We start from the raw sequence: 26,303 nt of genomic DNA on the forward strand, positions 1-26,303 counted from the left end.
AGTAAAAACCGGAAATTATCTTCCGGTTTTTGTTTTGATGGTTATTAAGTCTCTGAAAATTCTTAATTTTGCCAAAGTTTTTTGAAGATAATCTGATTTGATTTCAAAGAACCTTCTGAAATATGAAAAAAATAATTTGTATATCATCTTTGATCCTCGCATCAGCCTGTGCTAAGCAGAGTCCAACACATCAGGATACGGCAGAACAATTTATGTCCGACAGCGAGATGGAAGTTTCTAAAAACAGAACCAAAGAGCTGAATACGCTGGAAAGAACTCAAATCCAGGACTGGATCAAGTCTCAGGATGTGAAATATTATCCAATGGGAATGAACTATTGGGTCAATATTGAAGGACTTGAAAGCCTTCCTCGGAAAAATAACGGCGACAAAGTATCGTATCAGTATGATATTTACGATTTCAACAGAACCAAATTATATCAAAATCCATTAGGAAATACAGATGTCGAATTCGGTCATTTTGTAGAGATGGATGCGGTGGAAGATGTCATCAGATACCTCAAAAAAGGTGAGGAGGCAGAGATTCTTGTTCCTTCCGTCTTGGCCTATGGAACTTACGGCGACAATAAAAAAATATCCAACGATATGCCGCTCATTATCAAAGTAAAAGTATTATAACTAACGACTATATAAAAACAATGAAAAAAATTATAGCACTTTCTATAACATTATTAACATTATTAAATTGTAAAACATTGGAAATAGACAAAGAAGTTTATAAAAGTCTGCCAGACGGGCTTTATGGAAATTTTGTAACAAGCAAAGGTGAGATTTTGGTAAAATTCGAGGATGAAAAATCTCCGGTTACCGTGGCCAATTTCGTAGGTCTTGCGGAAGGTAAAATCGAAAACAAAGCAAAGAAAAAAGGTGAGCCTTTCTATGACGGAACCATCTTCCACAGAGTGATCAAGGATTTTATGATCCAGGGTGGAGATCCACAAGGAACAGGAATGGGAGATCCCGGATATAAATTTGCCGATGAGAAAAACGACCTTCAGCATACAGGAAAAGGAATCCTTTCTATGGCGAATTCCGGACCTAATACCAACGGTTCTCAGTTCTTCATTACAGAAATTGCAACACCTTGGTTGGACGGAAAACACACGATTTTTGGAAAAGTTGTAGGTGGAGAAGCGACTATCGATTCTATCGCAAACGTAGAAAAAGGACCTCAGGACAAACCGAAAACAGATGTTGTTTTGACAAAAGTGGCTGTCTTTGGAAAAGGCGACGCTTACAAACATTACGATGCTGCAAAAGTATTCTCTGAAGGTAAAGCAAAAATCGAGGAGAAAAATAAAGCATATTTAGCTAAAGCTGAAGCAGAAAAAGCTAAAAAACTTGCAGAATTTGCAGCGGCACAGGACAAATTGGTAAACGATATGAAAGCAGGAATGCAGTCGACGCCTTCAGGTTTGTTCTACAAAATTACCAAAACTACGACAGGCGCAAATCCAGCTCCGGGACAAACAGTAGCTGTACATTATGCAGGAAAACTGATCAACGGTGAGGAGTTTGATAACTCTTTCAAAAGAAATGCTCCGATTGATATTCCAATTGGCGTAGGACAGGTGATCAAAGGCTGGGACGAAGGAATCCTTCTTTTGAAAGAAGGCGAAACTGCAACATTACTGATTCCACCGGCATTAGGCTACGGAGAAAGAGGTGCAGGCGGCGTGATTCCACCAAACTCTTGGTTGGTTTTCGACGTTGAATTGGTAAGCATCCAGAAATAATCTAAGTTTAGATTTATACATAAAGAAAGGAGTGAAATTAATTTTTCACTCCTTTTTTAATTTTAATAATCAGTGTGGTCACTCCTCATTCATCTTCCTGATTTCCTCAAGACTTTTATCCTTGTAAAAATCCTGCAGTTCAACTATTGGCTGGTTGATGTCCTGCAGTCTGTGCAGCTGATGATTTTCCGGTAAGTGTGATTGCATATCGCGCAGGGCGAAAAGATCATTGGGCGTGCAGTTCAGCGAGAGGCACATCGCAGTTAATTGTCTAAAATTAACCTGAACAGCCTCGCCATTCAAAATTTTATTCACAGAATTGCTACTGATACCGATCTTTCTGAGAAAAGCGTAAGGGAAAATGACTTGTCTTGCAGTCATAATAGGTTTTAGATTCAGGACAATACTGCTCTGTCTTGGTGTAAGATCACCACGTTTTCTTCTTAACATATCTTTGTGTTTTTATTAAAACCAAGATAAGGAAAAAAAATGAAATTCTCCAATAGAAGTTCTCCATTCTCTGATAGAGGTTCTCCATTCTCCAATACAGTTTCATCTACCTACAATAGAGGTTCGTCGTTCTCTAATAGAGGTTCACCGAGATCCAATAGAGGTTTGCCGTTATCTAATAGAAGTTCGTCATTATCTAATAGAAAATCCAAAAGCTCTAATAAAGGTATTTTTTCAGAGATAGGTTGCGGAGCGGAAGCCAGACAGCAATAAAAAAGGAGCGAAAAACTAATTTCGCTCCTTTTAAATGTTCTATTTTGAATGTTATGACAACAATTGGTAAGCTTTCTTGGCTCCGGTCACACAATCGTCATAATGTTCTTCAGTAATCTTCTCATCAATAATCGACTTGAACTCCTGCCAATATGGTCCTGTGTTCTCGCCGTAAACTCCGAAGTAATTGAACTCCACATTCTCAAATTCGGGATTTCTTTTCAACTGTTTTGCGATGACATTTCCACCTAAAGTAGAGCCTTCCATCACGTACAAAGCACCAAAAGCTTCGGCTTCGTTTTCAAGATTTTGAGTGGGAACTCCGGTTTCCGTTTCGATATTCAGATTATTGAGATCAGTTTTAAGAGCGTTGATTTTACTTCTTAAATCTAATTTCAACTCAGGATAATTTTTCAGTTGATCCTGGATCTGCGGTTCGTATCGGTTGATTAATTTATAATTGTGGATCAGCAGCTTTTTGTAATCGTCCAGCGTGTAAGATTTGTCGAAGATCTTTTGTGACTGCAGTTTTGCTTCTGTATCGTCGTGTTGTTGTTTAGTTTGTTCTTTAAGAAATACTGAAATCATAATCAGGTTTTTGAAATTTTAAAATAAAGGTTGTCCCAATGCCGCTTTCGCTTTCGTAGCTGATCTCGCCGCCCATTTTCTCCATCAGATGCTGCACGATATTAAGGCCAACGCCATTGCCGTGGAAAGCTGTCGCATTACTCATTCTGCTGAAAATCTTGAACATCTTGCCGGCGTCCTGTTTATCGATCCCAATGCCGTTATCAGATATTTTGTACATCACTTCATTCTCAGAAACTTCACCAATGATTTTCACTGTTGGCTTGGAAGATTTTGAAGAATATTTGATGGCGTTTCCGATGACATTGCCGAAAACCTGATAGACCATCGTCGGATCACCCAAAACTTCCGGTGTATTTTCTATAATAATCTCAGTATGCGGCGAATCAAAACTGATTTTTGATTCTACAGCCAGTCTGTTGATCAGATCATCAACTTCAATTTTTTTGAGTTCAATCTCAGATTTTTTGATCTTGCTCAGCTCCAGTACGTTCTTGATCATATCGCTCATAGAATCCACCTGGGTCACGATATTATCAAGATATTTATGAGTATTGTCGTCGGATTGTATCAGCCTTTTCATCAGCTGCGCATTCAATTTGATGACAGTCAGAGGCGTATTCAAATCGTGAGAAATTGTGTAAGAAAAAGAATCTAACTCCTGATTCAGCTCTTTCAGCTGATTATTAAGATCAAGGATTTGTGAAGATTTGGTGTGAGAAGCCTTCAAGATCACAGAAGTGATCCATTTTGCAGATTCTATTTCTCTGGTTTTCCAAGGCAGAGCGGTATCTTTCACATATTCTTTCCACACTTCGAAAGACTTTCTTGGCGAGAATTTGATGATTTCTACACCGTCTTTTATTTCAGAAACTGTTTCTTTTTCAGGATTTCCTGCCCATTTTATTTTCTGTCCCTGTTCTTTTCGCATCCAGATCAGCATATCGGAAGTGTTGCTTCCAAGGACGCTGATAATGATACCGCAGCTTTTTTCGGAGTTGTCCAGTTCCAGTCCGCTGGTTTTGCAGAATGTGTTGGAAATGAATATATTCTCTTCGAAATTCTGATTGTTATCTTTGCTCCAGTTGATGATCTTTTCGATATCAGAATGGTTCGGAACGTTTCCGGAGGTGATGATTTCGTTGTTGATTTTGATGATCATTCCGTCTGCTTCACAAGCATTTTTAACATCATCAATACTGTTCTCGAGCGCTTTTCCAAAATTCTCTTCACTAGAAAGATTGTGACGAAGCGAAATGTTATTAAGATTAATTCTCTGATAATCTTCCAGAGTCTGCAGCGATCTGTAAGATCCATAGGCATTTGCTGCCGTTCTGGTCAAGGTTTCAACCAATAGCCGGGATTGAAGATCGAGATGTTTTGGCTCAGCATTCTGGCATGCTACCAAACCCCATAATTTCCCATTTACAATAATCGAAGTACTGAAGCTGGATTCGACTCCCGCATTTTTAAGGTACTGGCGGTGAATTGGCGATGAAGATCTTGTAACGCTGTATGTAAGGTCTATATTTTCCTTCTTTACACCGTATATAGGATAGGTTTCTCCCGAAACGTGAGAGGTAATGCGGACAGTATTTTTAAGATAAAGAGCTCTTGCCTGAGCCGGAATATCGGATTCGGGATAGTGGAGATGAAGATAGCTTTCCAAACCTGGTTTTACAGATTCTTCTACCACTTCGCCACTGCCATCATACAGAAACTGATAGATCATCGCACGGTCAAAATCGATGATGTTTTGAACTTCCTGCAACAAAAGTTTCCAGATATTCTCGTCATTGGACATTCTGAGAATATTCTGAATTGCTTTATACTCCTGATTGATCTTATGATTAGGAATTACTTTCTCGATTTCGTAAAAAGTAAAACCTTCATTGGTATGTATGGAAAGCGTGTATTGCTCTTCTTTGTAATTAATATGCTGGATTGCAAGCTCCTGACTGTCTGAGAAATTATCCCAGTTGATATCCAGCTGCAGATCATTAAAGAGTGTGTTGATGTCCTGTCCTAAAACCAAGTTGGGATTTAGTGAAAAAAGATTCAGAACATTCTCACTGTAAAAACTGATTTTAGAATCTTTGGTGCCTAATAAATAGCCATATTTTTGAACTTCTCCGCAGATATGAATCGGTTCCTGGTCGCAGTTTATATATTCCTTTGGATACATTTTTGTTCTTACTTTTTTGATAATTTTTTTTGTGATTCCAAAGTAAAAATATACTTATGTTAATGATGTAAAGATATGAATAAAAATGAATCAGATGCCAAAGTTTTTTCGGTCAACTGGTTGCTGGGTAAGTGTTTATAAGTATTTGAAAATAAATTAATTATAAATTAATTGTAACAATTCAAAATAAAAAGACGCCAATTTTGTTGACGTCTTTTAGGAAGATATAGGAGTTTCTATCTATTTCATATCGTACATCATCAATGCTGTAATGAGTTTTGGCTCAATCAAGGTACATTTTGGAGGCATTTTGATTTCTTTGTCAGAGATTTTAAGAAGATCATTGAAGCTGATCGGGTAGATGCCAAAACCGATTTTGTAATCTCCAGAATCCACTTTTTCCTTGATTTCCTCAATTCCTTTCGTGTCGGAAGTTCCTTTCAGGTAAGTAATCTTGTCGGTATGTTTTGCATTGGTAATCCCAAAGATCTTTTCGAAGATATATTTGTCTACCAAATGATGATCCAGGTCATTCTCATTTTTAAGTTCCTCACGGATGTTGTGCTTCACGTGAAGGCTGTAGAATCTGCCATCCAAATACATACTGATATGGAATTTTTGCGAAGGAAAATAAGGCGCTTCACCTTTGTCGTGAATTTGGAAATCTTCTTTTAGTTTGTCAAGAATTTCTTCATTAGACAAGCCATTCAAATCATTCAAAAGACGGTTGTAGTCATTAATTTTAATCGATTGATTGGAAACAATGAAGCTGTAAACAAAGTTGTAATGCTCCGTCCCGTGCGACCTTTTGTATTTGTCTCTTTGCTTTTTAGCATATTCTGCAACGGATCCGATTCTGTGGTGTCCGTCTGCGATGTAGAAAGAATCTATTGGATCCAAAACTTCCTTGAACTGCTGAAGTTTCAGTCGGTTATCGATTTTCCAGATCTTATGTTTCACACCTTTTTCATCTTTATAATTGATGATTGGAACATTTTTCTGCTCGTGCGTCATCAGTAATTCTACTTTGGAATTGGAATGATAGGTAAGTAGAACCGGCTCTGCCTGAAGATTAACTTTCTCCAGATAATGCGCCATTTTCATCCTGCGTTCTGTGATTGTAGATTCGTGTTTTTTGATTTTCCCATCCCAGAAATCGTCCACACTTACAAGTCCCAAAAGACCTCGGAAACTGCTTTTGTCAGGCAAAGTCTGCTCGTATAAATAATAAGAGGAATCGTCCTGAGTCAGTTTTTTCTCCTCCAAAAGTTCTTCATAGTTGGATCGGATTTTTCTGAAGTTTCTGTCAATATCTTTTGATTTGCTGACAACAGCAGGTTTGATCATCTGGATGTAGGAATTGTCCTGCTGAGATTTTTTGTTGATCTCTTCCTGAGTGAAATTATCCAAGGAATAAGTCGGAAAAATATCCACAAAATCGTGGTTCGGTCTGATTCCTTTAAAGGGTTTAAATACTGGCATATTTATATTTGATCTTTCAGTTTAATAATTTGAATGGCTAATTCTTCTCCAATTCTGTTTTGCGCGTCTATTGTGTTTCCGCCAACGTGTGGAGAAAGTGACATTCCTGCGTTCATTAATATTTCCACTTCCGGGCTCGGTTCTTTCTCGAAAACGTCTAGAGCTGCTCCTGCAAGTTTTCCATCTTCGATTGCATCGATCATAGACACTTCATTGATGACGCCGCCTCTTGCTGCATTCACGATGAAAACACCGTCTTTCATTCTTGCGAATTCGTTGGTGTCAATAATATATTGATCAGTTTTACCTGTATTCAGGCTTATGAAATCGGAATTTTCCAAAACTTCATTTAAAGTTACTGATTTTATTTCAAAATTTACAGATTGACCATCGAAGAAAGTAATTTCAACGTTGCTTGTTTTCGGCGTTCTGTTGTAAGCTAAGATTTTCATTCCCAAAGAAATACCAATCTTAATGACTTCCAATCCGATGTTTCCCATTCCGATAACACCCAATGTTTTTCCGGAAAGTTCTGAAGCATTATTAAAGGATTTTTTCAATGCATTGAAGTGGGTTTCTCCTTCCAAAGGCATCAATCTGTTGCTCTCATGAAGAAATCTTGCTAAAGAAAAGAAGTGTGCAAAAACGAGTTCTGCGACAGATTTGCAGGAAGCTTTTGGCGTGTTGATAATGTAAAGACCTTTATCAATGGCATATTCTACATCAATGTTATCCATCCCGATGCCGCCGCGTCCAACTATTTTAAGGTTTGGACATTCGTCTATCAGATTTTGTCTTACCTGCGTCGCACTTCTTACGAGGAGAACATCTACATTATTTTCATTAATGAATTTGCTGAGATGCTCCGGCGAAACACGGCTTTCCAAAACCGTGATATCGGCGTTTTTCAAAAGTTGAATCCCCGATTCGGAAATCCCATCATTGGCTAATACAATCATGTTTAATTCAAAAATGCTTTTATAATTGAGTTTCCCTGAATTGTTTGAGCTAAATTTCAAGGTGTGCTAAGATACGATATTTTCCCAAATTAACATTAACTTAACAAAAAAACGTCTTCAAATTGATGAAGACGTTTTGTATATTTTTACTTTAAATATATTATTTAAAGGGGATTTTTAATTAAATGCTTTTCATAACATCTACTAAAACCTGCACACTTTCGATCGGCATTGCGTTGTAGATGCTTGCTCTGTAACCGCCGACACTTCTGTGACCATTCAGTCCGCTGATTCCGGCTGCTTTCCAGGCTGCATCAAATGCTTCTTGCTTGGATTCGTCTGTCAAAGTGAAAGTCACATTCATAAAAGAACGGTCTTCGATGGCAGAAACACCTTGGAAGTTTGGATTGCTGTCGATTTCGTCATAAAGCAATTTGGCTTTAGCATTATTTCTCGCTTCAGCAGCTGCAATTCCTCCGTTATCTTCCAAATGTTTTAAGGTCAAATAGGACGCATAAACTGCAAAAACTGGCGGCGTGTTGGACATTGATTCTTTATCGATATGAACGGCGTAATCCAAATAAGTAGGAATTGTTCTGCCTGTTTTTCCAAGAATCGATTTTTTAACAACTACTAAGGTTGCACCAGCTGGACCCATATTTTTCTGAGCACCTGCATAAATCAAATCGAATTGAGAAAAATCCAATTCTCTACTGAAAATATCGGAAGACATATCGCAAACCAAAAGTGTATCAACTTTCGGGAATTCTTTCATTTGCGTTCCAAAAATTGTATTGTTGGAAGTGCAATGGAAATAATCGTACTCTGAACCAACTTTAAATTCTTTCGGAATGTAAGAATAGTTAGCTTCTTTGGAAGTCGCCACTACATCTACATTTCCAATCATCTTCGCTTCCTTGATTGCGCCTGCTGCCCAAGTTCCAGTGTTGGTGTAGGCCGCTTTTCCGTCAACAGAAAGAAGGTTGTAAGGAACCATCAAAAACTGAAGACTTGCGCCACCTTGCAAATACAAAACTTCATAATCATCGCCCAGATTCATCAATCTTTTCACGATAGCACGAGCGTCGTCCATTACTGCAACAAAATCTTTGCTTCTGTGAGAGATTTCCAAAAGTGATAATCCTGAACCGTTGAAATCTAGAATTGCTTCTGAAGCTTTTTGGAAAACTTCCTGTGGTAAAATACTTGGACCTGCGCTGAAATTATGTTTTTTCATTTATATAAGTGATTAGGTGTTAGGATTTAGGTTATAGAAGTATTAAAAGCTAATAGCAAAAAGCCATCAGCAATGTGCTACTCGTTGTGAAGGAATGCTTTTTTCGCCAGAAGCTGTTCTTCGGTTTCCACATTGTCTTCATCGGGAACGCAGCAGTCAACAGGGCAAACTGCAGCACACTGAGGCTCCTCGTGGAAACCTTTACATTCGGTACATTTGTCTGTTACAATGAAGTAGTAATCATCCGCAACAGGTTCCTGCGCAGCGTCTGCATTTACAGAAAGTCCCGAAGAAAGAACTACCATTCCCTTCAAATCGGTTCCTTCGGAAGCTTTCCAATCTACTGCTCCTTCATAGATGGCGGTGTTCGGACATTCCGGTTCACAGGCGCCACAATTGATACATTCATCAGTTATCTTGATAGCCATTGCTATTTTATTTTTAATTTTGTGCAAAATTACAAAAAAAAAGCCAGCTATGCTGAACGAAAACAAAATTTTGGGACTCGAAAAATTAGGAAATTTCATCAACGAATTTATTCAAAAAGATGATGAAAATTACAGTGAGAAAGAAGAGCGAATGGCTTATCTGATGAAGCGTTCTGAGATTGAAAATCCTTGGTTTACTTTGGAAAATCAACGTTATAATCTGAAACAATGGGCAGGACTTTTCACGAAAGAAAATATTGAAAACTGGTTATCAAAATATGAATTGTCGAATACACCAAAACGGGTTGGTTTGATTCTGGCCGGGAATATTCCGATTGTTGGATTTCACGATATCATTTCTGTGGTTTTGAGCAATCATATTCCAATCATCAAATTATCTTCTAAAGACAAATTGATGCTGCCATTTCTATTAGATTTATGGAAAGAATTTTCTAATAATGATATTGAATTTGAAATCGTTGATAGATTGGAAAACTTCGATGCCGTGATTGCAACCGGAAGTAATAATACAGCGAGATATCTGGAATATTATTTTAAAAATCACCTCAGTATTATTCGAAAAAACAGAACATCCATCGCTGTTTTGAAAGGTGATGAAACAGTCGAAGAACTTCAGCTTTTAGCAGATGATATTTTTCGATATTTCGGATTGGGTTGCAGAAATGTGACCAAACTTTTGCTTCCAAAAGAGATGAAAGTGGATGGTTTATTTGAAAACTTCGTCAAATATCAGGATGTCATTAATCATAATAAATACGCTAATAATTACGATTATAATCGTGCGGTTTATCTTTTAAATCAAGATCTTTTCTGGGATAATAATTTTGTGATGCTAAGAGAGGATGAGAAGTTGTTCAGTCCCTTGTCAGTAGTCAATTTTTCACGATATGAAAGTTTGGAAGATGCGAAGAAATTCGTGGAAGATAACAGAGAAGAAATCCAAGCCATAGTTGCGAAACCGGAATTAGGATTGGAGTCTATTGGTTTTGGAGAAACTCAGAATCCTTCGTTAGACACTTATGCGGATGATGTGGATACGATGGCTTTTTTGAGTGTGATCTAGCCAGTTAAATTAAACGTAAACAATAAACGGATTCGAAAGTTTCCGTTTTTTTTATTAGCAAATTAAAACCACATTTAACTTTTATTTTTACGAAAACAGCAACCATATTAATTATTATTTTTAATTTAGTTATTAAAATTTCAATATGACGAAGAATCTGATTTTTACAAAAGCGGCATTCAGTGCAATTCTCATTTTCGGTGCAGTTTCCTGTGGTAAAACCAGTAAAGATGATTCTACAGCTAATGAATTGCCAAAGAAAGATTCGATCGTAAAAGTCGATTCTGTTTCTTCTTCTGAAAAAGATTTGGCTGAAAATATTAAAAAAGTAATTACAACAAAGTATCTTAAACCTGAAGATCTTAAAGTAATCGACAGCGCCGAACGTAAGTTTTCTTATCAGGAAATTGATCTCAACAATGATGGTAAAAAAGAAGTATTCGTCAATTTTTTCACACCTTACTTTTGTGGATCCGGCGGCTGTTCCTTGGCTCTTTTAGATTCGGATCTGAATATCATTAACCGATTTACAGTGACTGAAACACCGCTTTTCATCAGTCCTGACACCAAAAACGGATGGAAAGTAATTTATACAAAAAACAGAGGACAATGGAAAGCTTTGGAATATGAAAACGGTAAATATCCCTCCAATCCTTCTGTTGTAAAAGACAGCAAAGCTGAGCCGGATGCTAAATCAATCTCAATTTTTAAAGATCGAAATCAATCCAAAATATACAACTTCTAATAAAAATAAATAATTATGAAAAATCTAACTTCTTTAGCAATATTGATTTTGCTATGCTCATTTTCTTTCACAAAAGCTCAAAAAATTGCAGACGGCGAAACGGTAGATTTGAACGGATTGGCTGTAACCTTCAGCGTCTTGAATAAGGAGTCTGTAAATGTGGGCGGAAAAAACTTTGACCGCTATAAAGTTTCTGCCAATCTGGTCAACAACTCTCAGAAAGCATACAACATCCGAATGAGCAACGCACCTCAAATTGTTACCAATACGGCGTTGGTAGAGCTTAACTGCATCAATGCAACGGGTGCAAAATTAACTTCCAAAAAACTGGATTTAAAATTAAAACCTCAAAATGTAAATGTCACTTATTGGGCTTACACAAAAGATGGCAAATATGAAAGTTCCATAATCCCAATCATCGCCTCCTATTATCTGGATATTGGCGATTCTGTAAATGACAATGCTATTTTCATTGTGCCGGCCGGAGAACAGCCAAATGTCTCTGTAAGGAAATTGCAGTAATCTTAAAAAAAAATAATCATAAAAAAGAAAAGACCGTAAAATTCATTACGGTCTTTTTCAATTCTAAAATGTAGAAGTAAATAATATCTTAAGGTTGCCCGCTTCCGCCAGCCGAACCGTAGATTTGTCCTGTTGCAAAACTCCCGTTGTTATCAGCAAATTGTACAAATATCGAAGCCAGTTCTGCAGGCTGTCCCGGTCTTCCCAATGGCGTGTCGCCACCAAATTCCACCAGTTTTTCCTGCGTTTGTCCGCCACTTACTTCAAGTGCGGTCCAGACTGGTCCCGGCGCTACACCGTTTACTCTGATGCCTTTTGGACCTAATTGTTTTGCTAATGATTTCACATAACTTGTGGTTGCTGCCTTTGTCTGTGCATAATCATAAAGATCGGCAGAAGGATCATAAGCCTGTACTGATGACAGTCCGATAATGCTGGAACCCGGTTTCAAATGAGGTAGTGCTGCTTTAATGATCCAGAACGGCGCATAGAGATTCGTTTTCATCGTTCTGTCAAAATCTTCTGTACTGATATCCAGAATCGATTGATTGCTTTTTTGATGCCCGGCATTATTGACTAAAATATCAAGTCCTCCCAATTGAATCACCGCTTCGGAAACCAATCTTTGGCAAAACGCTTCATCACGCAGATCGCCTGGAATTGCAACTGCTTTTCTGCCAGCTTTTGTGATTAGATCTACAACTTCTCTTGCATCAGATTCCTCATCCGGCAGATAATTGATCGCAACATCAGCACCTTCTCTCGCAAATGCGATAACTGCAGCACGGCCAATCCCGGAATCACCGCCTGTTACAAGGGCTTTTCGGCCAGTCAGTCTTCCTGAACCTACATAGCTTTCTTCACCGTGATCGGGAACCGGATCCATCTTGCCAGCTAATCCTGGGAATGGCTGAAACTGTTTGTTGAAAGGTGGTTTGGGATGTTTTGTAGTTGGATCTTCCAGATTGGAATTGCCTTGGCTCGTAAGAGGTTCTTCCTGAATGTTTTCCTGATTTTCCGTAGATTCTTCAGGCGTAATAATGTCTATGAGTTTGTCGAGTGCTTCTCTTCTTGTAATTTGATCGTCCATATAAATTGTGATTTGATGTTAATGTTTTGATTTAAATTTTATCTTAAGCAATCAACATTCCAAGTTGGCTTCGTACCAGATTATCCTACTTCTTTTCTAAAATTTGTGATGGTGTTAAATAATTCTTCCGCATTGACAGTCAGTTCCGAGGCTGTTAGACTGATAGGCAGATTTCCATTGGCATCTGCCAAACCATTGGTGATCATTCCGGATAGTTTCTTTTTGATTAATGGAAGATAATGATCCGAGTTCTTAACTGTCAGCGTAATCAAAGTATCGGCACCGACTTTTTCTAAATTGACATTAGTAATATCTTTCCAAAGAATCAGTCCTGCAGCTTTACTTACAGCGGTAGTTTTCGAAATAAGTCCTTCACTGCTTAGAATAACCAAAGGCGCTGAATCCCGAAGGGTAAACAATTTCCTGAAAATGATAATCGCCAGAATGATACTGAACAATCCGCTGACAGCAGCCAGCTTTGTTCCCACGTGATCATCAAACAAACCAATACTGTAGAGGAATGTGGCGATCGAAACGATTAATATTCCTGAGCAAATCAGGATTAGGTTGAGTGATTTTTTTCTGTCTCTGTAGAATTCCATTGTTATGATTTAAATGTGAAGATTTTCTGTTTAATTCCAATTAACATCCAGCTTGTTTTCCGCAGCAAAGACTTTTCCGATTTCCATCAGTTCGGTGTACATCTTTTCGAACTTTGCACCGTACTTTTGCTCTATCGAGTAGGCTAGCTCGTCTTTCCTGGCCTGATCGGCTTTTGTATCGCAGAGTTTTGCGTAGTTGGTGTATTCATTTTTATAAACAGGAATCACGAATTCATAAAGTGCAATCGACTTCTCCTTAATCGCTTTCCGGTCTTCAGAATTGGCGTTTAGCGCTTTAATGTCACTAAGCGATTTTTCCATGTATAAGATATTGTTCTGTACAAGTTTCCCGGCTTCATCACCTTTCTTTTTGCTGGATGGGATGTCCGGAAACTCGGTGGTTTCATCATTGATATGTTTTGCCAGCGTGGGCGTTGCAAAATCACCGATGGCATTCGTATTCAAAATGGCGGTACCGAAAAACCGTTCGGCCGGCTCTGCACAGGATAGCACAGACAAAGAAAATAAAATAAGCACTGCAAATGCGAAGAAGTTTGTAAAAGTTTTGCTAACGTTTTTCATAATTTTTTATTGAATTTAAAGTTTATGATTGATTTTAAACCACAGATTAATTTGGTTCCGAATGATGTAAAATGCCGATGTCTATTGGAAAAAAAGCATTTTTCTTTAAGTTGTCTCTATTAGCAAAATTTAGACCTTGGAACAGCTGCTGAGGAAGGAAATGTGTAAAGGCTTCATTCTCCGCTGTTTTAATTTTCAATCCTAATTTATCCAGATTATTAAACCTATCATCGATTTTGTATAATCATTGTATCCATCGCTGTTGGCAGGATCAGATTGTTCTAAAAAATATTAATCCAAATCATTTTCTGTATTAAAATTTTAAATATATTTGTAAGACACACAAATGATATTCTAATGATTCCAGAATCCCAATTCTGCCTTTCTGTGGCAGTGACTTTACATCAGCAAACAAGCTTTTCCAGACAAATCCGACTCAAATGTCATCCCATCCGTATGTAATTACAGGATGGTGTGAAGCCCGTTTGGGCGATGGAAATTCTTATAATTTCTTTGGTGTGTATCTAAAATATTTTATTAATCATTAAAAACCACAAACACATGGCTTTAGAAAATTTATTTAGTTTAGAGTTCACTAAGGATGAACTTGAAAAATTAGATCAGGGAATTGCTCTGATAGAAGAGGTACTTTTAGGCAAAACCACCAACCTGACCCCCGAGCAGAGACAGCAGTACGGCAGCATCGCCGAGCAAAACAAACTTTTTGTCAATATGGCCAAAAACTATATGGAACAGTACATCATGTTCGTTCCTGTTTTCCTGGACAAGGCAGAATTTGACCGCGATTTTGCAGCAAGGCAGCAGCTGGAAAGCCGATTTCAACGGATCAACTCCATAGCAGAGCAGCTTTCTGACACCAAGATCCTTCTGGATTTTGACAACTATCACAACGCCATCACGTTCTACCGAAATGTGAAATATCTGGCAGGAGAGAATATGCCCGGCACCACAGTGATCTATGAAGATATGAAACAGTTCTTCATCGCGGGAGCGCCCATCACGCCGCCCAATACGGATGTGGACAAAACCGAATAAGGGGTGGTTCGGGAGGGGGGTATCCCACGTTCCGAAGTCCCTGCAACACGTGGGGTAAGTGTCTGAAGCAGGTTCCGAATTGCCTGCAACCACTTGCATAAGTGTCCGGAACCATTTACCTAAGTGCCTCCAAGTACTTCGCAACTGCCTGAGACCACTTGCACAAGTGCCGACAGACACTTGACCAACCACCTTTTGACACTATGCAGACCACCTTTAGCCACTTGTGAAGTGGCTGGAGGTGGTTTTTTTGTGGAGAGTGATGGAAATGATAAGAGCTTATCAGTAAGAATTGGTGAATTCTTGTGAATGTGTGAGTAATTGAATTATATTTGATTAATTTATAAAAGCAAGCAAATTTTTAAATCATTGAGATTTTGGAAAGATATAATAATTTTAGGATGCAAATAAGGAAACTGAAATATTGAAAATGATAACATTAGAAAACTTAAGCTTCTCCACATTTTTAAGTGTTGAATCTGGCAAATCAATAGGGTCAGGATTTAGGCTAATCCATGAACAAATAGAGTATATTGTAACAGCTAAGCACGTTATTTATGATGAAAATACATTGCTTTCAGATACTTGGATTATATCTAGGAATTATGATAGTTTAACTAACCAATACTATGATGCAACAATTTTATTAAATAAACAAAATGTCAAAACTTTTTCTGATTTAGATATAGTATTAATTAAATTAACTGGTAGCCCAGAATATCACGTGGAAAATATAGGTGAAAATATATCTATACCAAGTCTACAAAATCTGACTGACTACGAGGGTATAACAATCGGCTCAACTATTTTTCAAGTAGGTTTTCCATATTCTTTAACATCCACAGAATTTTATGAGATAAATAGTCCTTTATTACGATATGGCATTGTTGCAGGCAAAAATATTAAGAATAAAACTTTCATTATTGATTCAATCGCATATTATGGAGTCAGCGGAGGTCCGGTTTTGCAAAAGAACGGAGATGAATTTAGTATAATTGGAATTGTTTCCAGGTTTGTGCCTTTTATAACCGAGTGGAGAAACAAACATGAAAAATCTTTATCAAGACAAGATTTCTTCAATTCAGGTTATGCAATATGCTTACCTTTGGATATAATTTTAAAAGAATTAGAGTATGCTAATCAATAGAGATAGAAATCCTATTTTTAATAGAGTTTTAAATCCTATTTTTAATAGAAAAATAAATCCAGTTTTTAATAGAGATATAAATCCTATTTTTAATAGAAAAATAAATCCAGTTTTTAACAGAGATATAAATCCAGTTTTTAACAGGGATATAAATCCAGTTTTTAACAGAGATATAAATCCTTTTTTTAATAGGAATATAAATCCAGTATTTAATAGAAATATTAATCCCTATTTTAATAGGGATATAAACCCTATTTTTAATGATAATATCAAGGGATATTATATTTTTGATGCCAATTCCAACACAGTAACACATTTCGCTATTATGATTGAAAAAATATTTATTTTCTATAACACCGAAAATGAATTCTCAATGTTTGCAGTTAAACATAATCTGAATGGCTATGTTATTTTTAGTACTTCAAACGAATTTATTGGGCATTTGGAACCAAATTCGGAAAATGGGTTTAATTACTTTGACAAAAACAATTTTTGGAAGTATTATATAAATTAATATTTTACCTATCAATTATATTATACCGATGTAATTTTGCTAGTAGCAAGAAACAAAAAAGTCAAAAGCACAGATTCAAATCCGTGCTTTTTCATTTCCACATTTCCTTCTCAATCTAACGTAACAAACCCACGCTGGCGCGAGCATCTTGCTCGTGTCCATTAATAAACAACACGAGCTAGAAGCTCGCGCTAGCGAAAATATAAAAGCACAGATCAAACCTGTGCTTTTTACATCAAATCCAAAGTAACAAACCCACGCTGGCGCGATCATCTTGCTCGTGCCCATTGAGAAGCTCACACTAGCAAAAGTACCAAAAGCACAGATTTGATCTGTGCTTTTTTACATCTCATATAAAGTAACAAACCCCAACAATTGGCAACTAATAAAATGTTGCGTAAATTACGCTCCAGAAAAAATAAAAGTATAGTATGAAGAAACTATTTATTTCAATTTCACTCTTATTTATGATGAATGCAATGGCACAGAAATTTGAAACACAAACCAAAACCGACGCTGCGGGCTACACCTACGAAACCGTAAAAAATGACCAATCCGGCGTACGCGTTTATACCCTGAAAAACGGACTCAAAGTCTATCTCGCAAAAAATGATGACGCTCCTAGAATCCAGACTTATATCCCGGTAAAAACCGGTTCTAATAATGATCCAAGCGACAATACGGGATTGGCGCACTACCTGGAACATATGGTTTTCAAAGGGACTTCTCATTTGGGAACTCAGGATTGGGCAAAGGAAAAAGCGTTGCTGACGCAGATTTCAGATCTTTACGAACAGCACAAAGCGGAAAAAGATCCGGAAAAGAAAAAAGCACTTTACAAAAAAATCGACGAAGTTTCTCAGGAAGCATCCAAATATGCAATCGCCAACGAATATGACAAGGCGATCTCATCTCTTGGCGCCACAGGAACTAATGCCCACACGTGGCTGGACGAAACGGTTTACAAAAATAATATCCCATCCAACGAACTGGAGAAATGGCTGAAAGTGGAGAAAGAACGTTTCTCAGAATTGGTTTTGAGATTGTTCCATACTGAATTGGAAGCAGTTTATGAGGAATTCAACCGTGCTCAGGACAATGATGGTCGTCTTGTAAATTACGCAATGATGGAAGCGCTTTTCCCGAAACATCCAAATGGTCAGCAGACGACTATAGGAACTTCGGAACATCTGAAAAGTCCGTCTATGGTGGCGATCCACAAATATTTCGATACTTATTACGTACCTAATAATATGGCAGTCGTTCTAGTTGGAGACTTGGATTTTGATAAGACCATCAAAATGGTCGATCAATACTTCGGAACCTTCAAATACAAAGAACTACCGATGAAGAAAATGGTGTCGGAAGAACCAATGACGAGCGTGATTTCCAGAACTGTAAAAAGTCCGTCCACGCCAAGAATGACTTTAGCCTGGAGAACAGATTCTTACGGAACGCAGGATGCGAGATTGGCGGATGTTGTGGCTGAAATTTTAAGTAATAACGGCGACGCAGGTTTGATCGATCTTAACATCAATCAAAAACAAAAAACATTGGGAGCGGGCGCTTACGAATCGGCTTTCAAAACTTACGGTGCATTTGTGTTAAGTGTCGTTCCAAAAGACGGGCAAAGCTTTGAAGATGCGAAGAAACTGTTATTAGATCAAATCGAATTGGTGAAGAAAGGACAGTTCCCGGATTGGATGCTACACGCCATTGTGAACGATATGAAAGTTCAGCGAATGAAAAACTGGGAAACGGCTGACGGATTGGCAACGACTTTATATTCAACTTACATTAACGGAAGAACCTGGGAAGAAGAGTTGGCGGAGATCAACAATTATGAAGCAATCTCCAAAGCTGATGTGGTGAAGTTTGCCAACGATTTCTTTAAGGATAATTATGTGGTGGTTTACAAGGAAAAAGGCGTGAACGACAAATTAGTTCGTGTTCAGAATCCGGGTATCACACCAATCAAACTTAACAGAGAAGCACAATCGCCGTTCCTGAAAGAGATCATCAATGCAAAATCGTCTGACATCAAACCTCAGTTCATTGATTTTAATACAGCAATCGCAACGTCAACTATTAAAGATAAAAAAGTAAGCTTCGTTAAAAATAAATATAATGAAGTGGCTCAGGTCAATTATGTGTTTCCTTTTGGAACTGATAATGACAAAGAATTGGCTTTGGGCGTAACGGTTCTTCAATACCTTGGAACGGATAAATACACTCCGGAACAACTGAAAGAAGAATTCTACAAACTGGGAATTACGAATCAATTCAGAACGACGAATGATCAGATGATCATCGCCCTGAGCGGACTTGAAAGCAATATGAAAAAAGGAGTAGAGCTGATGAACCACTGGATCAACAATGTAAAAGCGGACCAGTCCATCTACGACCAAACCGTAAAAACGATTTTGGAGTCCAGAGAGGTTGCGAAGAAAGACAAAACCAGAATTATGGCAGCTTTGACGAATTACGCCAAATACGGGAAAGAGTCCCGTATGACAGATGTGATTTCGAAAGAGCGTCTACAGAGCATCAACGTCAACGAACTGATGTCGAAAATCAAAACGCTGAACGATTATCCTTACGAAGTTTTCCTTTACGGAGAAGATCAGAAAGGTCTGGAAAAAGCGGTGAAACCTTACATTTCTGCAACAAAACTTCAGCCTGCAAAAGCAAAGGAATACACAGAGCTGGCAACTGACGGAAAAGTATATTTCACAGGCTACGATATGGTGCAGATGGAAATGTCCAAAGTGGCAAAAGCCGGAAATGTGAACCTAGCAAACTTCGGAAAGGCCAGCGTTTTCAATGAGTATTTTGGACGTGGATTATCTTCTATCGTATTCCAGGAGATTAGAGAAAGTAAGTCTTTGGCTTATTCGGCGTACGTTTCTTATGCGAATGCAACGGAGATCAACAAACCGAATTATGTGACCAACTACATCGGAACTCAAGCCAACAAATTGCCATTAGCCGTTGCTGCAATGAGCGAATTGATGGTGGAATTGCCGCAAATCCCGGCTCAGTTTGAGAACGCCAAAGGTTCAGCTTTGAAACAGATTGCATCCAACAGAATCAACAGAACCACGATTTTCTACAACCAGCTTTCCCTTAAGAAATTAGGCGTAGACCACGACATAAGAAAAGATGTTTATGCAGAAATCCAAACCTTGACATTACCGGAACTGACCAGTTTCTACAACACCGAAGTGAAGCCATTGTCTTACAACACAGCCATCATCGGGAAAAAAGAAAACCTGAATATGGATTCCATTAATAAAATGGGAACTTTTACAGAAGTGAGTTTGGAGGAGATATTTGGATATTAATTAAAGAAAAAACTTATAACCATGAAAAACTTCTTTTTAGTAATTTGCTTAGTGTCATCTCTGATTCTTCCTGCTCAGGCTGGTACTTTAGACACGACATTCGATCCCGGAAATGGTCCAGATATGAGTATCGTATCACTTGCCTTACAGCCCGACAATAAAATTTTAATTGGCGGATTTTTTACTGATTACAATGGCATTACCAGAAGGGGAGTTGCAAGACTAAATGAAAACGGAAGTCTGGATTCAAGCTTCAATCCGCTCACAGGAGCTGTGAATGAAGAATTTTTTGCAAGAATTTATAGTATTGTATTACAAACAGATCGTAAAATTTTAATAGGAGGAGAGTTTACTTCCTATGATGGGATTCCAAGAAGAGGTATTGCAAGATTAAATGAAAATGGTACTCTTGATGCCACTTTTAATCCCGAAACAGGTGCACAGAATTATCACGTTATTTTTACGATTGCGGTACAATCTGATAATAAAATTCTTATAGGTGGATATTTTACATCTTTCAATGGCGTTGTAAAAAATAATCTGGTCAGATTAAATGCAGATGGAAGTATTGATAATTCATTCAATATCGGTACTGGAGTAGACTCTGCAGTTACTGCCTTAGCTGTGCAATCCGATGGTAAGATATTAATTGGTGGAGATTTTACATCCTACAATGGAATGAGCTCGACACGAATTGCCAGACTAAATTCTGATGGTAGTCTTGATACGACCTTCGAAACCGGATCGGGAACAAATGATTCTATATCCAAGATTATCATCCAGCCAGACGGCAAAATTTTGATCAGTGGTCAACTTACTTCTTACGATGGCAATCCAAGAAACCGAATTGCCAGACTGAATCAGGACGGAACAATTGATAATACTTTTACAAATGGCAATAGTATTACACCCAACAATCATATTGAAAGTATTGTTTTACAAACAAATGGGAAAATTTTGGTTGGCGGATATATAACTAAATATAATGGAATAATCACAAGCAGTATTTTAAGATTGAATGCCGATGGTAGCTTGGATACGAGCTTCAATTCAGGAACGGGCGTAAGTAATGCTACCGTGAATTCGATAGTGCTTCAGTCAGATTCAAAAATTTTGATTGGAGGTAATTTTGATAGCTATAATGGTGTCACAAGAAACCGAATTGCTAGATTGCTATTGGGAGATGATTTGTCTGTAGAAAATGCGAATGGAACTAAAATTTCTATCTATCCAAATCCCGCAACGGATATCATAAATATCAATACCAGAGATTCTGAGATCAAGAATATCACGATTTATGATATGATTGGCAATCAGGTAATGTCTTCAAGAGCGCTCACAAAAATTAATGTGAAAGGATTACTCAAGGGAAACTATATTCTGAAAGTTGAAACAGATAAGGGAATCAAAAGTTTTAAATTTATTAAAGACTAGAAGATATTAAGACTTTAAATAAAAAAGGATGGGCGAGGGCTCATCCTTTTTTATTCTTTTGATTTGGTCTTACATTAGCCTTTCCGTTCACTATTAACTTTACTCGTTAATTCCTATTTTCTTTAACAGCCCGAATCAACTTCTCATTTCGTTTCTCAGCTCTCTCATTACTCAAAGACATTGCAGCCCAGATTGCAGCAGGAAGCCAGCCCAAAACGGTAATCTGCAAAATAAAACAGATAACAGCAGTAATGATTTTTCCCCGGAAGAAGAATGATAGAAATGGAAATATAATGGCTAGTAACATAGGTTTACAAATTTGTAGCAAGATAAATAATTTCGATTTAAAATCAGAATGTTCGGTTCGTATGAATCAATTTCCAAAATGGCGCACTTCTTGCAACTTTCTCGGAAATTTAAAATTATGAACCCAAGACTGATTAAAACCATTTTAACTTATGCAGCGCCTTTTATCATTGGATATGTCGTGAAGAAATTCGAAGAGAGACAAGCCAGAAAATCTGAAGAAAAAGCAGTTGCAAAAGCATAAGAAAGCCACCGGATCAGGTGGCTTTTTTGATGTTCAAGATTCATTATTGATTTGATAAAAATAAGCATTTATCATTGTTTAATTAAGTTTTGGCGCAGCATTTGAATTTAACTCAAAAATTTTATTACTATGAAAAAATATATGAATTTCATTCCATTGTTTTTATTAGCAGGAATGTTGACGAGCTGTGAGGCAGTCGAAACCATTTTCAAAGCCGGTATGTGGTGGGGAATCATCGTCGTAGTCGGTATAGTCGCTTTGGTATTATGGTTATTATCAAGGGGTAAAAACTAAAAAAAATCGTCCTGAAATTTAGATTTCAGGACGATTTTACTTTTATAGAAAGTCTGTTTCTAAAGATTATCCAAAACTTCTTTCAAATCTACATAGCCACCGCCGTTGTAAACATCGGTCAATCCTTCTGATTTAAAATATTCTGTCGCTTTCCCAGATCTGTTTCCCGATCTGCAGAAGAAAATCTTAGTACCGCTCAGGTTAGTAACTTCCTGTTTTCTGTCTTCCAATTCACCCAATGGGATATTTTGAGCTTCCTCGATATGTCCGTCCATTTCCAGTTCCAACGGTTCGCGAACATCAATCAGGTGATAATTTCCGGCTCTTAATACGTCTTCTATTGCCATAATTTTGATTTTTTACATTTTAATGGTAACAAAACTACAATATAAATCTTTAAAATATTCCATACTTCACGTTAAAAAATATCTAATTTTAAAACATTAATTTTGTGCTCTAAATGAGCATCAAAGAGAAATACAGCAATTTGATTAAATCCAAAGCATTGGCATTTGGGTTTCAGTCCTGCGGTATTTCCAAAGCTGATTTTCTGGAAGAGGAAGCGCCAAGGTTGGAACAATGGCTCAAAAATAATTTCCACGGCGAGATGCGCTATATGGAAAATCATTTTGATAAACGGCTGGATCCAAGATTATTGGTTGAAGGTTCAAAATCTATCATTTCTCTCAGTTATAATTATTTTCCGGAAGAACTTCAGGACAATCCTAATTTCAAATTGGCAAAATATGCTTACGGCGAAGATTACCACGATGTGATCAAGGACAAACTGAGAACATTGGTTGCGGAACTTCAGGAGGAAATAGGGGAGTTTGCGTTCCGTGTTTTTGTAGATTCGGCGCCGGTTTTGGAAAAAGCCTGGGCGAAAAAATCTGGAATTGGCTGGGTTGGGAAAAATTCTAATCTGATTACAAAGAAAAATGGTTCATTTTATTTCTTGGCAGAGATCATTTGTGATTTGGATTTAATTGAGGATTTTGAAGTCACAGATCACTGCGGAAGCTGCACCAAATGTATTGATGCCTGTCCGACTCAGGCGATTGTTTCTGATAAAATTATAGACGGCAGCAAATGTATTTCTTATGCCACCATAGAGTTGAAGGATCAGATCCCGGATTTCTTCAAGGATAAAATGGAAGACTGGATGTTTGGCTGCGACATTTGTCAGGATGTCTGTCCGTGGAACAGGTTTTCTGCACCAACTCTGGAAGAGAAATTCCGACCGAACTCTGAGATCAAGAACTTCACAAAACAAGAGTGGAAGGACATTACCCAAGAAATATTTTCCTCGGTTTTCAAAAAGTCTGCGGTGAAGAGAACTAAGTTTTCTGGCTTGAAAAGAAATCTGGATTTTCTCTCAGAATAAGATTTCTTTTAAAATCATTTTCTTTTCTGAACTCTTTTCGGGGCAACTTTTACTCTGATTTTTTGTCTTTTGTTGGATTGGCGATTTTTCGGCATATTTTGATGATTTTTCGCTATTAAATTTCAAAATAAAATTCTATAAAAGCAAGAATTATTAAAAAAAATTAACATCTTGATTTTGTTTCAATAATTTTATTACCTTTATAGTTCGCACGATTCGGGAAACCCAATAAGATGAAAAAAACATTATTTCTAACCTTAAAGATAATCGGCTTCATACTCGGAGCCGTTTTTTTGTATATTATTCTTGGACTTTTACTTCCATTAATTCCTGTATCCGCAGAGAAAACAGACGACCCAAAAGTCATCGAAGCCTACATCCTGACCAATGGCGTCCATACTGATCTGGTGGTTCCTGTAAAGACTGACTTTATAGATTGGAGTACCAAATTACCATACAGCAATACAAAATCTAAACAGGACAACTTCAAATTCATCTCGTTTGGATGGGGCGATAAGGGATTTTATCTCAACACGCCAACCTGGGCTGATCTCAAATTCTCAACAGCCTTCAAAGCTGCATTCTGGCTCAGTGAATCTGCAATGCATTGCACTTATTACAATGAAATGAAGATCGGAGAAGACTGCAAAAAGATAATGCTGACCGAGAAACAATATCAGGCTTTAATCAACTTCATTGATGACAAATTCGACAAAGATGCTTCCGGCAATTATCAATTCATAAAAACCGATGCCGTGTACGGAAACAATGATGCCTTCTACGATGCAAAAGGCAGTTACAACTTCACCTACACTTGTAACACTTGGGCAAATGACGGACTAAAAGTAGCTGGACAAAAGGCCGCATTTTGGACGCCTACGGATTTTGGGATTTTCAGACATTATAAAAATTAGTGAAATAAAGAAAAGATTTTAAACGTTATAGTTTTATAATAACCTAATAAACTATGAAGTTAAACTCTATCCTGACACTAGCACTGTATCTCTTGACTTTTACGCAGTTTCAATCGCAAGTCACTAATGAAGGAAAGCCAAAAAGCTGGGAATTAAAAAATATTCAGAAACCAAAACCAATTAATCTCCCTTCTTTTGATTTAAAATTGATTCAAAATGAAGATCAGTTAAATGATAAAAACACAGAAATTCCATTTAGATTCGGGCACAAATTTGAGGTAAATTACAGTCTTCAAAATTCCGGCGTATGGGAAAATTTAGCTAATGGGGACAGGATTTGGAGAATTCGTTTTTCTTCTGTTGGCGCGGTAAGTATGAACTTTATTCTTAAAGATTTTTTCATTCCGATAGGAGCAAAACTATTTCTATATAATGATGATGGAACCGATCTTTTAGGCGCTTACACCTTCATCCAGAATAACACGAGTAAAACATTAGGAACTTGGCTTGTAAAAGGAGATGATGTTTATATAGAATATTTCGAGCCCGCATCTCAAGCGGGAAAAGGTTCATTCACAATTAAAAATATAACACACGGCTATCGTTCCGGTGGTAATTTAAATGCATCTTCTGACTGTAATATTGATGTAAATTGCTCAATCGGAAATGATGCAGATCCCTTGAAAAATGTTTTGAAAAAATCAATCGGTTTAGTTTTGGTAGATGGAGCAGCAATGTGTTCTGGAGCATTGATAAATAACACTGCAAATGATAAAAAACCATATTTTTTAACGGCCAATCACTGCTATTCCGATCCTACAACGTGGGCTTTCAGATTTAATTGGATAAGTACAAACACCGTGTGTGGAACTACAGAAGATAGTGTGAGTAATACTGATTACCATACGATCAGTGGTGCAACTTTAAAGGCTAAAAGAGAAAGTACCGATTTTTGTCTTGTAGAAATAAATTCAGAAATTCCGGAAAATTGGGAGACGGTTTGGTCAGGTTGGGACAGAACAAAAGATATTTCTCCCTGGATTTTCGGAATACATCATCCTGCAGGAGACATTATGAAGGTGAGTAGAGGTGGAAACCCTACTTTAGAAGGCAATATGTGGACGTTTAATAATTGGGAAATGGGTTCCGCAGAAGCAGGTTCTTCCGGCTCACCTTTATATAATAGTAATGGGAAGATTATCGGTCAGCTTTGCTGTGGAGCTAGCTTCTGTAATGGGACTACATATCAAAGTGGTTACTATCAGTACGGACGATTGGATGTTTCTTGGGATGGCGGCGGAACTTTGGATGCACAGCTAAAAGACTGGTTGGATCCAATAAACTCAGGAGTATTGATTTTAGACAACTTTCCGGTACTGAATCTAGGAAATTCAGAAAGTACAGTATCAAATAATATCCGAGTTTATCCTAATCCATCCAAGGATATTTTTATAATTGATTTTGATAGTGTGAAAAATGATCTCAAGTTTGAACTATTTTCTTCCACTGGTTCATTGATTTCTAAAGGAAAATTTGGAAACAAAACGAATAAAGTTGATTTGTCTGGGAAAACAAAAGGCATGTATCTTCTAAAATTAGTGGAAGGAAAAACCGCAATCAAAACTTTTAAATTACTAAAACAATAATATCTTGATCATTTCAAAATTCACATTCCAAGACAGA

29 protein-coding genes are annotated in these 26,303 nt (G+C 37.4%); 17 read left to right on the top strand and 12 right to left on the bottom strand.

Translation table 11 applies throughout. The annotated features are described in order from the left end of the window. Positions 1-122 precede the first annotated feature (122 nt). Both LUD75_RS14685 and LUD75_RS14690 read left to right on the top strand, forming a co-directional pair. On the top strand, positions 123-638 hold the full coding sequence (locus LUD75_RS14685; RefSeq protein ID WP_232706566.1) for an FKBP-type peptidyl-prolyl cis-trans isomerase: 516 nt from the start codon (positions 123-125) through the stop codon (positions 636-638). Between the two features lie 20 nt (positions 639-658). Further along, positions 659-1,756: a peptidylprolyl isomerase gene (locus LUD75_RS14690; protein ID WP_232706568.1), complete on the top strand. Its 1,098-nt coding sequence runs from the start codon at positions 659-661 to the stop codon at positions 1,754-1,756. 78 nt (positions 1,757-1,834) lie between these two features. Here LUD75_RS14690 and LUD75_RS14695 read toward each other — a convergent pair whose 3' ends face one another. Next, a complete protein-coding gene (locus LUD75_RS14695) occupies positions 1,835-2,206 on the bottom strand; it encodes a helix-turn-helix transcriptional regulator (protein ID WP_232706569.1) in 372 nt (123 codons plus the stop codon). Positions 2,207-2,245: 39 nt separating this feature from the next. Between LUD75_RS14695 and LUD75_RS14700 the strand changes: the two genes are divergently transcribed. After that, complete coding sequence (locus tag LUD75_RS14700; RefSeq protein WP_232706570.1) at positions 2,246-2,479, top strand: hypothetical protein; 234 nt, start codon at positions 2,246-2,248, stop codon at positions 2,477-2,479. 51 nt (positions 2,480-2,530) lie between these two features. Here LUD75_RS14700 and LUD75_RS14705 read toward each other — a convergent pair whose 3' ends face one another. The 6 genes from LUD75_RS14705 to LUD75_RS14730 form a co-directional block, all read right to left on the bottom strand. After that, positions 2,531-3,067 carry a biliverdin-producing heme oxygenase gene (locus LUD75_RS14705; RefSeq protein ID WP_232706571.1) on the bottom strand — a complete coding sequence of 179 codons (537 nt, stop codon included), beginning with the start codon at positions 3,065-3,067 and terminating at the stop codon, positions 2,531-2,533. Continuing rightward, positions 3,048-5,252 (bottom strand): ATP-binding protein, encoded by a 2,205-nt coding sequence (locus LUD75_RS14710; protein ID WP_232706572.1) that lies wholly within the window; start codon positions 5,250-5,252, stop codon positions 3,048-3,050. Before LUD75_RS14710 ends, LUD75_RS14705 begins: the two co-directional genes overlap by 20 nt. Before the next feature lie 240 nt (positions 5,253-5,492). Continuing rightward, entirely contained in the window at positions 5,493-6,734 is a 1,242-nt protein-coding gene (locus LUD75_RS14715) for a DUF1015 domain-containing protein (RefSeq protein WP_232706575.1), read from the bottom strand. 2 nt (positions 6,735-6,736) lie between these two features. Beyond that, positions 6,737-7,693: an NAD(P)-dependent oxidoreductase gene (locus tag LUD75_RS14720; protein WP_232706576.1), complete on the bottom strand. Its 957-nt coding sequence runs from the start codon at positions 7,691-7,693 to the stop codon at positions 6,737-6,739. Positions 7,694-7,874: 181 nt separating this feature from the next. Next, a complete protein-coding gene (serC, locus tag LUD75_RS14725; protein WP_232706577.1) occupies positions 7,875-8,930 on the bottom strand; it encodes a 3-phosphoserine/phosphohydroxythreonine transaminase in 1,056 nt (351 codons plus the stop codon). A 77-nt stretch (positions 8,931-9,007) separates the two neighbouring features. Further along, positions 9,008-9,358 (bottom strand): 4Fe-4S dicluster domain-containing protein, encoded by a 351-nt coding sequence (locus tag LUD75_RS14730; RefSeq protein WP_232706578.1) that lies wholly within the window; start codon positions 9,356-9,358, stop codon positions 9,008-9,010. 49 nt (positions 9,359-9,407) lie between these two features. Here LUD75_RS14730 and LUD75_RS14735 point away from each other — a divergent pair, with 49 nt between their 5' ends. The 3 genes from LUD75_RS14735 (at position 9,408) to LUD75_RS14745 (ending at position 11,709) form a co-directional block, all read left to right on the top strand. Continuing rightward, complete coding sequence (locus LUD75_RS14735) at positions 9,408-10,442, top strand: acyl-CoA reductase (protein ID WP_232706579.1); 1,035 nt, start codon at positions 9,408-9,410, stop codon at positions 10,440-10,442. A 145-nt stretch (positions 10,443-10,587) separates the two neighbouring features. Continuing rightward, positions 10,588-11,187 (top strand): hypothetical protein, encoded by a 600-nt coding sequence (locus LUD75_RS14740; protein WP_232706580.1) that lies wholly within the window; start codon positions 10,588-10,590, stop codon positions 11,185-11,187. A 15-nt stretch (positions 11,188-11,202) separates the two neighbouring features. After that, a complete protein-coding gene (locus tag LUD75_RS14745) occupies positions 11,203-11,709 on the top strand; it encodes a hypothetical protein (RefSeq protein WP_232706581.1) in 507 nt (168 codons plus the stop codon). Between the two features lie 88 nt (positions 11,710-11,797). Here LUD75_RS14745 and LUD75_RS14750 read toward each other — a convergent pair whose 3' ends face one another. The 3 genes from LUD75_RS14750 to LUD75_RS14760 form a co-directional block, all read right to left on the bottom strand. Further along, positions 11,798-12,799, bottom strand: a complete 1,002-nt coding sequence (locus tag LUD75_RS14750; protein WP_232706582.1) for an SDR family oxidoreductase — start codon at positions 12,797-12,799, stop codon at positions 11,798-11,800. Between the two features lie 80 nt (positions 12,800-12,879). Next, on the bottom strand, positions 12,880-13,401 hold the full coding sequence (locus tag LUD75_RS14755; protein WP_232706583.1) for an STM3941 family protein: 522 nt from the start codon (positions 13,399-13,401) through the stop codon (positions 12,880-12,882). Positions 13,402-13,431: 30 nt separating this feature from the next. Beyond that, positions 13,432-13,983 (bottom strand): hypothetical protein, encoded by a 552-nt coding sequence (locus LUD75_RS14760; RefSeq protein WP_232706584.1) that lies wholly within the window; start codon positions 13,981-13,983, stop codon positions 13,432-13,434. Positions 13,984-14,730: 747 nt separating this feature from the next. Between LUD75_RS14760 and LUD75_RS14765 the strand changes: the two genes are divergently transcribed. From LUD75_RS14765 to LUD75_RS14790, 6 genes are all read left to right on the top strand, one after another. Next, positions 14,731-15,039, top strand: coding sequence for a hypothetical protein (locus LUD75_RS14765; RefSeq protein ID WP_232706586.1), 309 nt, complete (start codon positions 14,731-14,733; stop codon positions 15,037-15,039). A gap of 123 nt (positions 15,040-15,162) precedes the next feature. Then, positions 15,163-15,348, top strand: coding sequence for a hypothetical protein (locus LUD75_RS14770; RefSeq protein ID WP_232706587.1), 186 nt, complete (start codon positions 15,163-15,165; stop codon positions 15,346-15,348). Between the two features lie 121 nt (positions 15,349-15,469). Further along, complete coding sequence (locus LUD75_RS14775) at positions 15,470-16,186, top strand: serine protease (protein ID WP_232706588.1); 717 nt, start codon at positions 15,470-15,472, stop codon at positions 16,184-16,186. Further along, positions 16,173-16,700, top strand: coding sequence for a hypothetical protein (locus LUD75_RS14780; RefSeq protein WP_232706589.1), 528 nt, complete (start codon positions 16,173-16,175; stop codon positions 16,698-16,700). The genes LUD75_RS14775 and LUD75_RS14780 overlap by 14 nt, the downstream gene beginning before the upstream one ends. A 431-nt stretch (positions 16,701-17,131) precedes the next feature. Next, positions 17,132-20,044: a M16 family metallopeptidase gene (locus LUD75_RS14785; RefSeq protein ID WP_232706591.1), complete on the top strand. Its 2,913-nt coding sequence runs from the start codon at positions 17,132-17,134 to the stop codon at positions 20,042-20,044. Positions 20,045-20,065: 21 nt separating this feature from the next. Continuing rightward, the gene (locus LUD75_RS14790) at positions 20,066-21,478 is read left to right on the top strand and encodes a T9SS type A sorting domain-containing protein (protein ID WP_232706592.1); all 1,413 of its coding nucleotides are present in this window, start codon (positions 20,066-20,068) and stop codon (positions 21,476-21,478) included. A gap of 106 nt (positions 21,479-21,584) precedes the next feature. On the opposite strand, the gene LUD75_RS14795 is transcribed toward LUD75_RS14790, so the two are convergent. Then, complete coding sequence (locus LUD75_RS14795; protein ID WP_232706593.1) at positions 21,585-21,785, bottom strand: YqaE/Pmp3 family membrane protein; 201 nt, start codon at positions 21,783-21,785, stop codon at positions 21,585-21,587. A gap of 117 nt (positions 21,786-21,902) precedes the next feature. Here LUD75_RS14795 and LUD75_RS19150 point away from each other — a divergent pair, with 117 nt between their 5' ends. Together LUD75_RS19150 and LUD75_RS14800 are read left to right on the top strand one after the other, a co-directional pair. Then, positions 21,903-22,028: a hypothetical protein gene (locus tag LUD75_RS19150; protein WP_262908217.1), complete on the top strand. Its 126-nt coding sequence runs from the start codon at positions 21,903-21,905 to the stop codon at positions 22,026-22,028. A gap of 129 nt (positions 22,029-22,157) precedes the next feature. Further along, a complete protein-coding gene (locus LUD75_RS14800) occupies positions 22,158-22,322 on the top strand; it encodes a phosphatidate cytidylyltransferase (RefSeq protein WP_232706594.1) in 165 nt (54 codons plus the stop codon). Between the two features lie 59 nt (positions 22,323-22,381). On the opposite strand, the gene LUD75_RS14805 is transcribed toward LUD75_RS14800, so the two are convergent. Continuing rightward, complete coding sequence (locus tag LUD75_RS14805; protein WP_232706595.1) at positions 22,382-22,669, bottom strand: rhodanese-like domain-containing protein; 288 nt, start codon at positions 22,667-22,669, stop codon at positions 22,382-22,384. A gap of 113 nt (positions 22,670-22,782) precedes the next feature. On the opposite strand from LUD75_RS14805, the gene queG reads away from it, so the two are divergent. The 3 genes from queG to LUD75_RS14820 all read left to right on the top strand — a co-directional run bounded on the left by queG (position 22,783) and on the right by LUD75_RS14820 (position 26,266). Then, positions 22,783-23,706, top strand: a complete 924-nt coding sequence (queG, locus tag LUD75_RS14810) for a tRNA epoxyqueuosine(34) reductase QueG (RefSeq protein WP_232706596.1) — start codon at positions 22,783-22,785, stop codon at positions 23,704-23,706. 233 nt (positions 23,707-23,939) lie between these two features. Continuing rightward, positions 23,940-24,620: a TIGR02117 family protein gene (locus LUD75_RS14815; RefSeq protein ID WP_232706597.1), complete on the top strand. Its 681-nt coding sequence runs from the start codon at positions 23,940-23,942 to the stop codon at positions 24,618-24,620. Between the two features lie 53 nt (positions 24,621-24,673). Further along, the gene (locus LUD75_RS14820) at positions 24,674-26,266 is read left to right on the top strand and encodes a T9SS type A sorting domain-containing protein (protein WP_232706598.1); all 1,593 of its coding nucleotides are present in this window, start codon (positions 24,674-24,676) and stop codon (positions 26,264-26,266) included. Positions 26,267-26,303 lie beyond the last annotated feature (37 nt).

This window comes from Epilithonimonas sp. JDS (assembly GCF_021261315.1).
Taxonomy (GTDB): domain Bacteria; phylum Bacteroidota; class Bacteroidia; order Flavobacteriales; family Weeksellaceae; genus Epilithonimonas.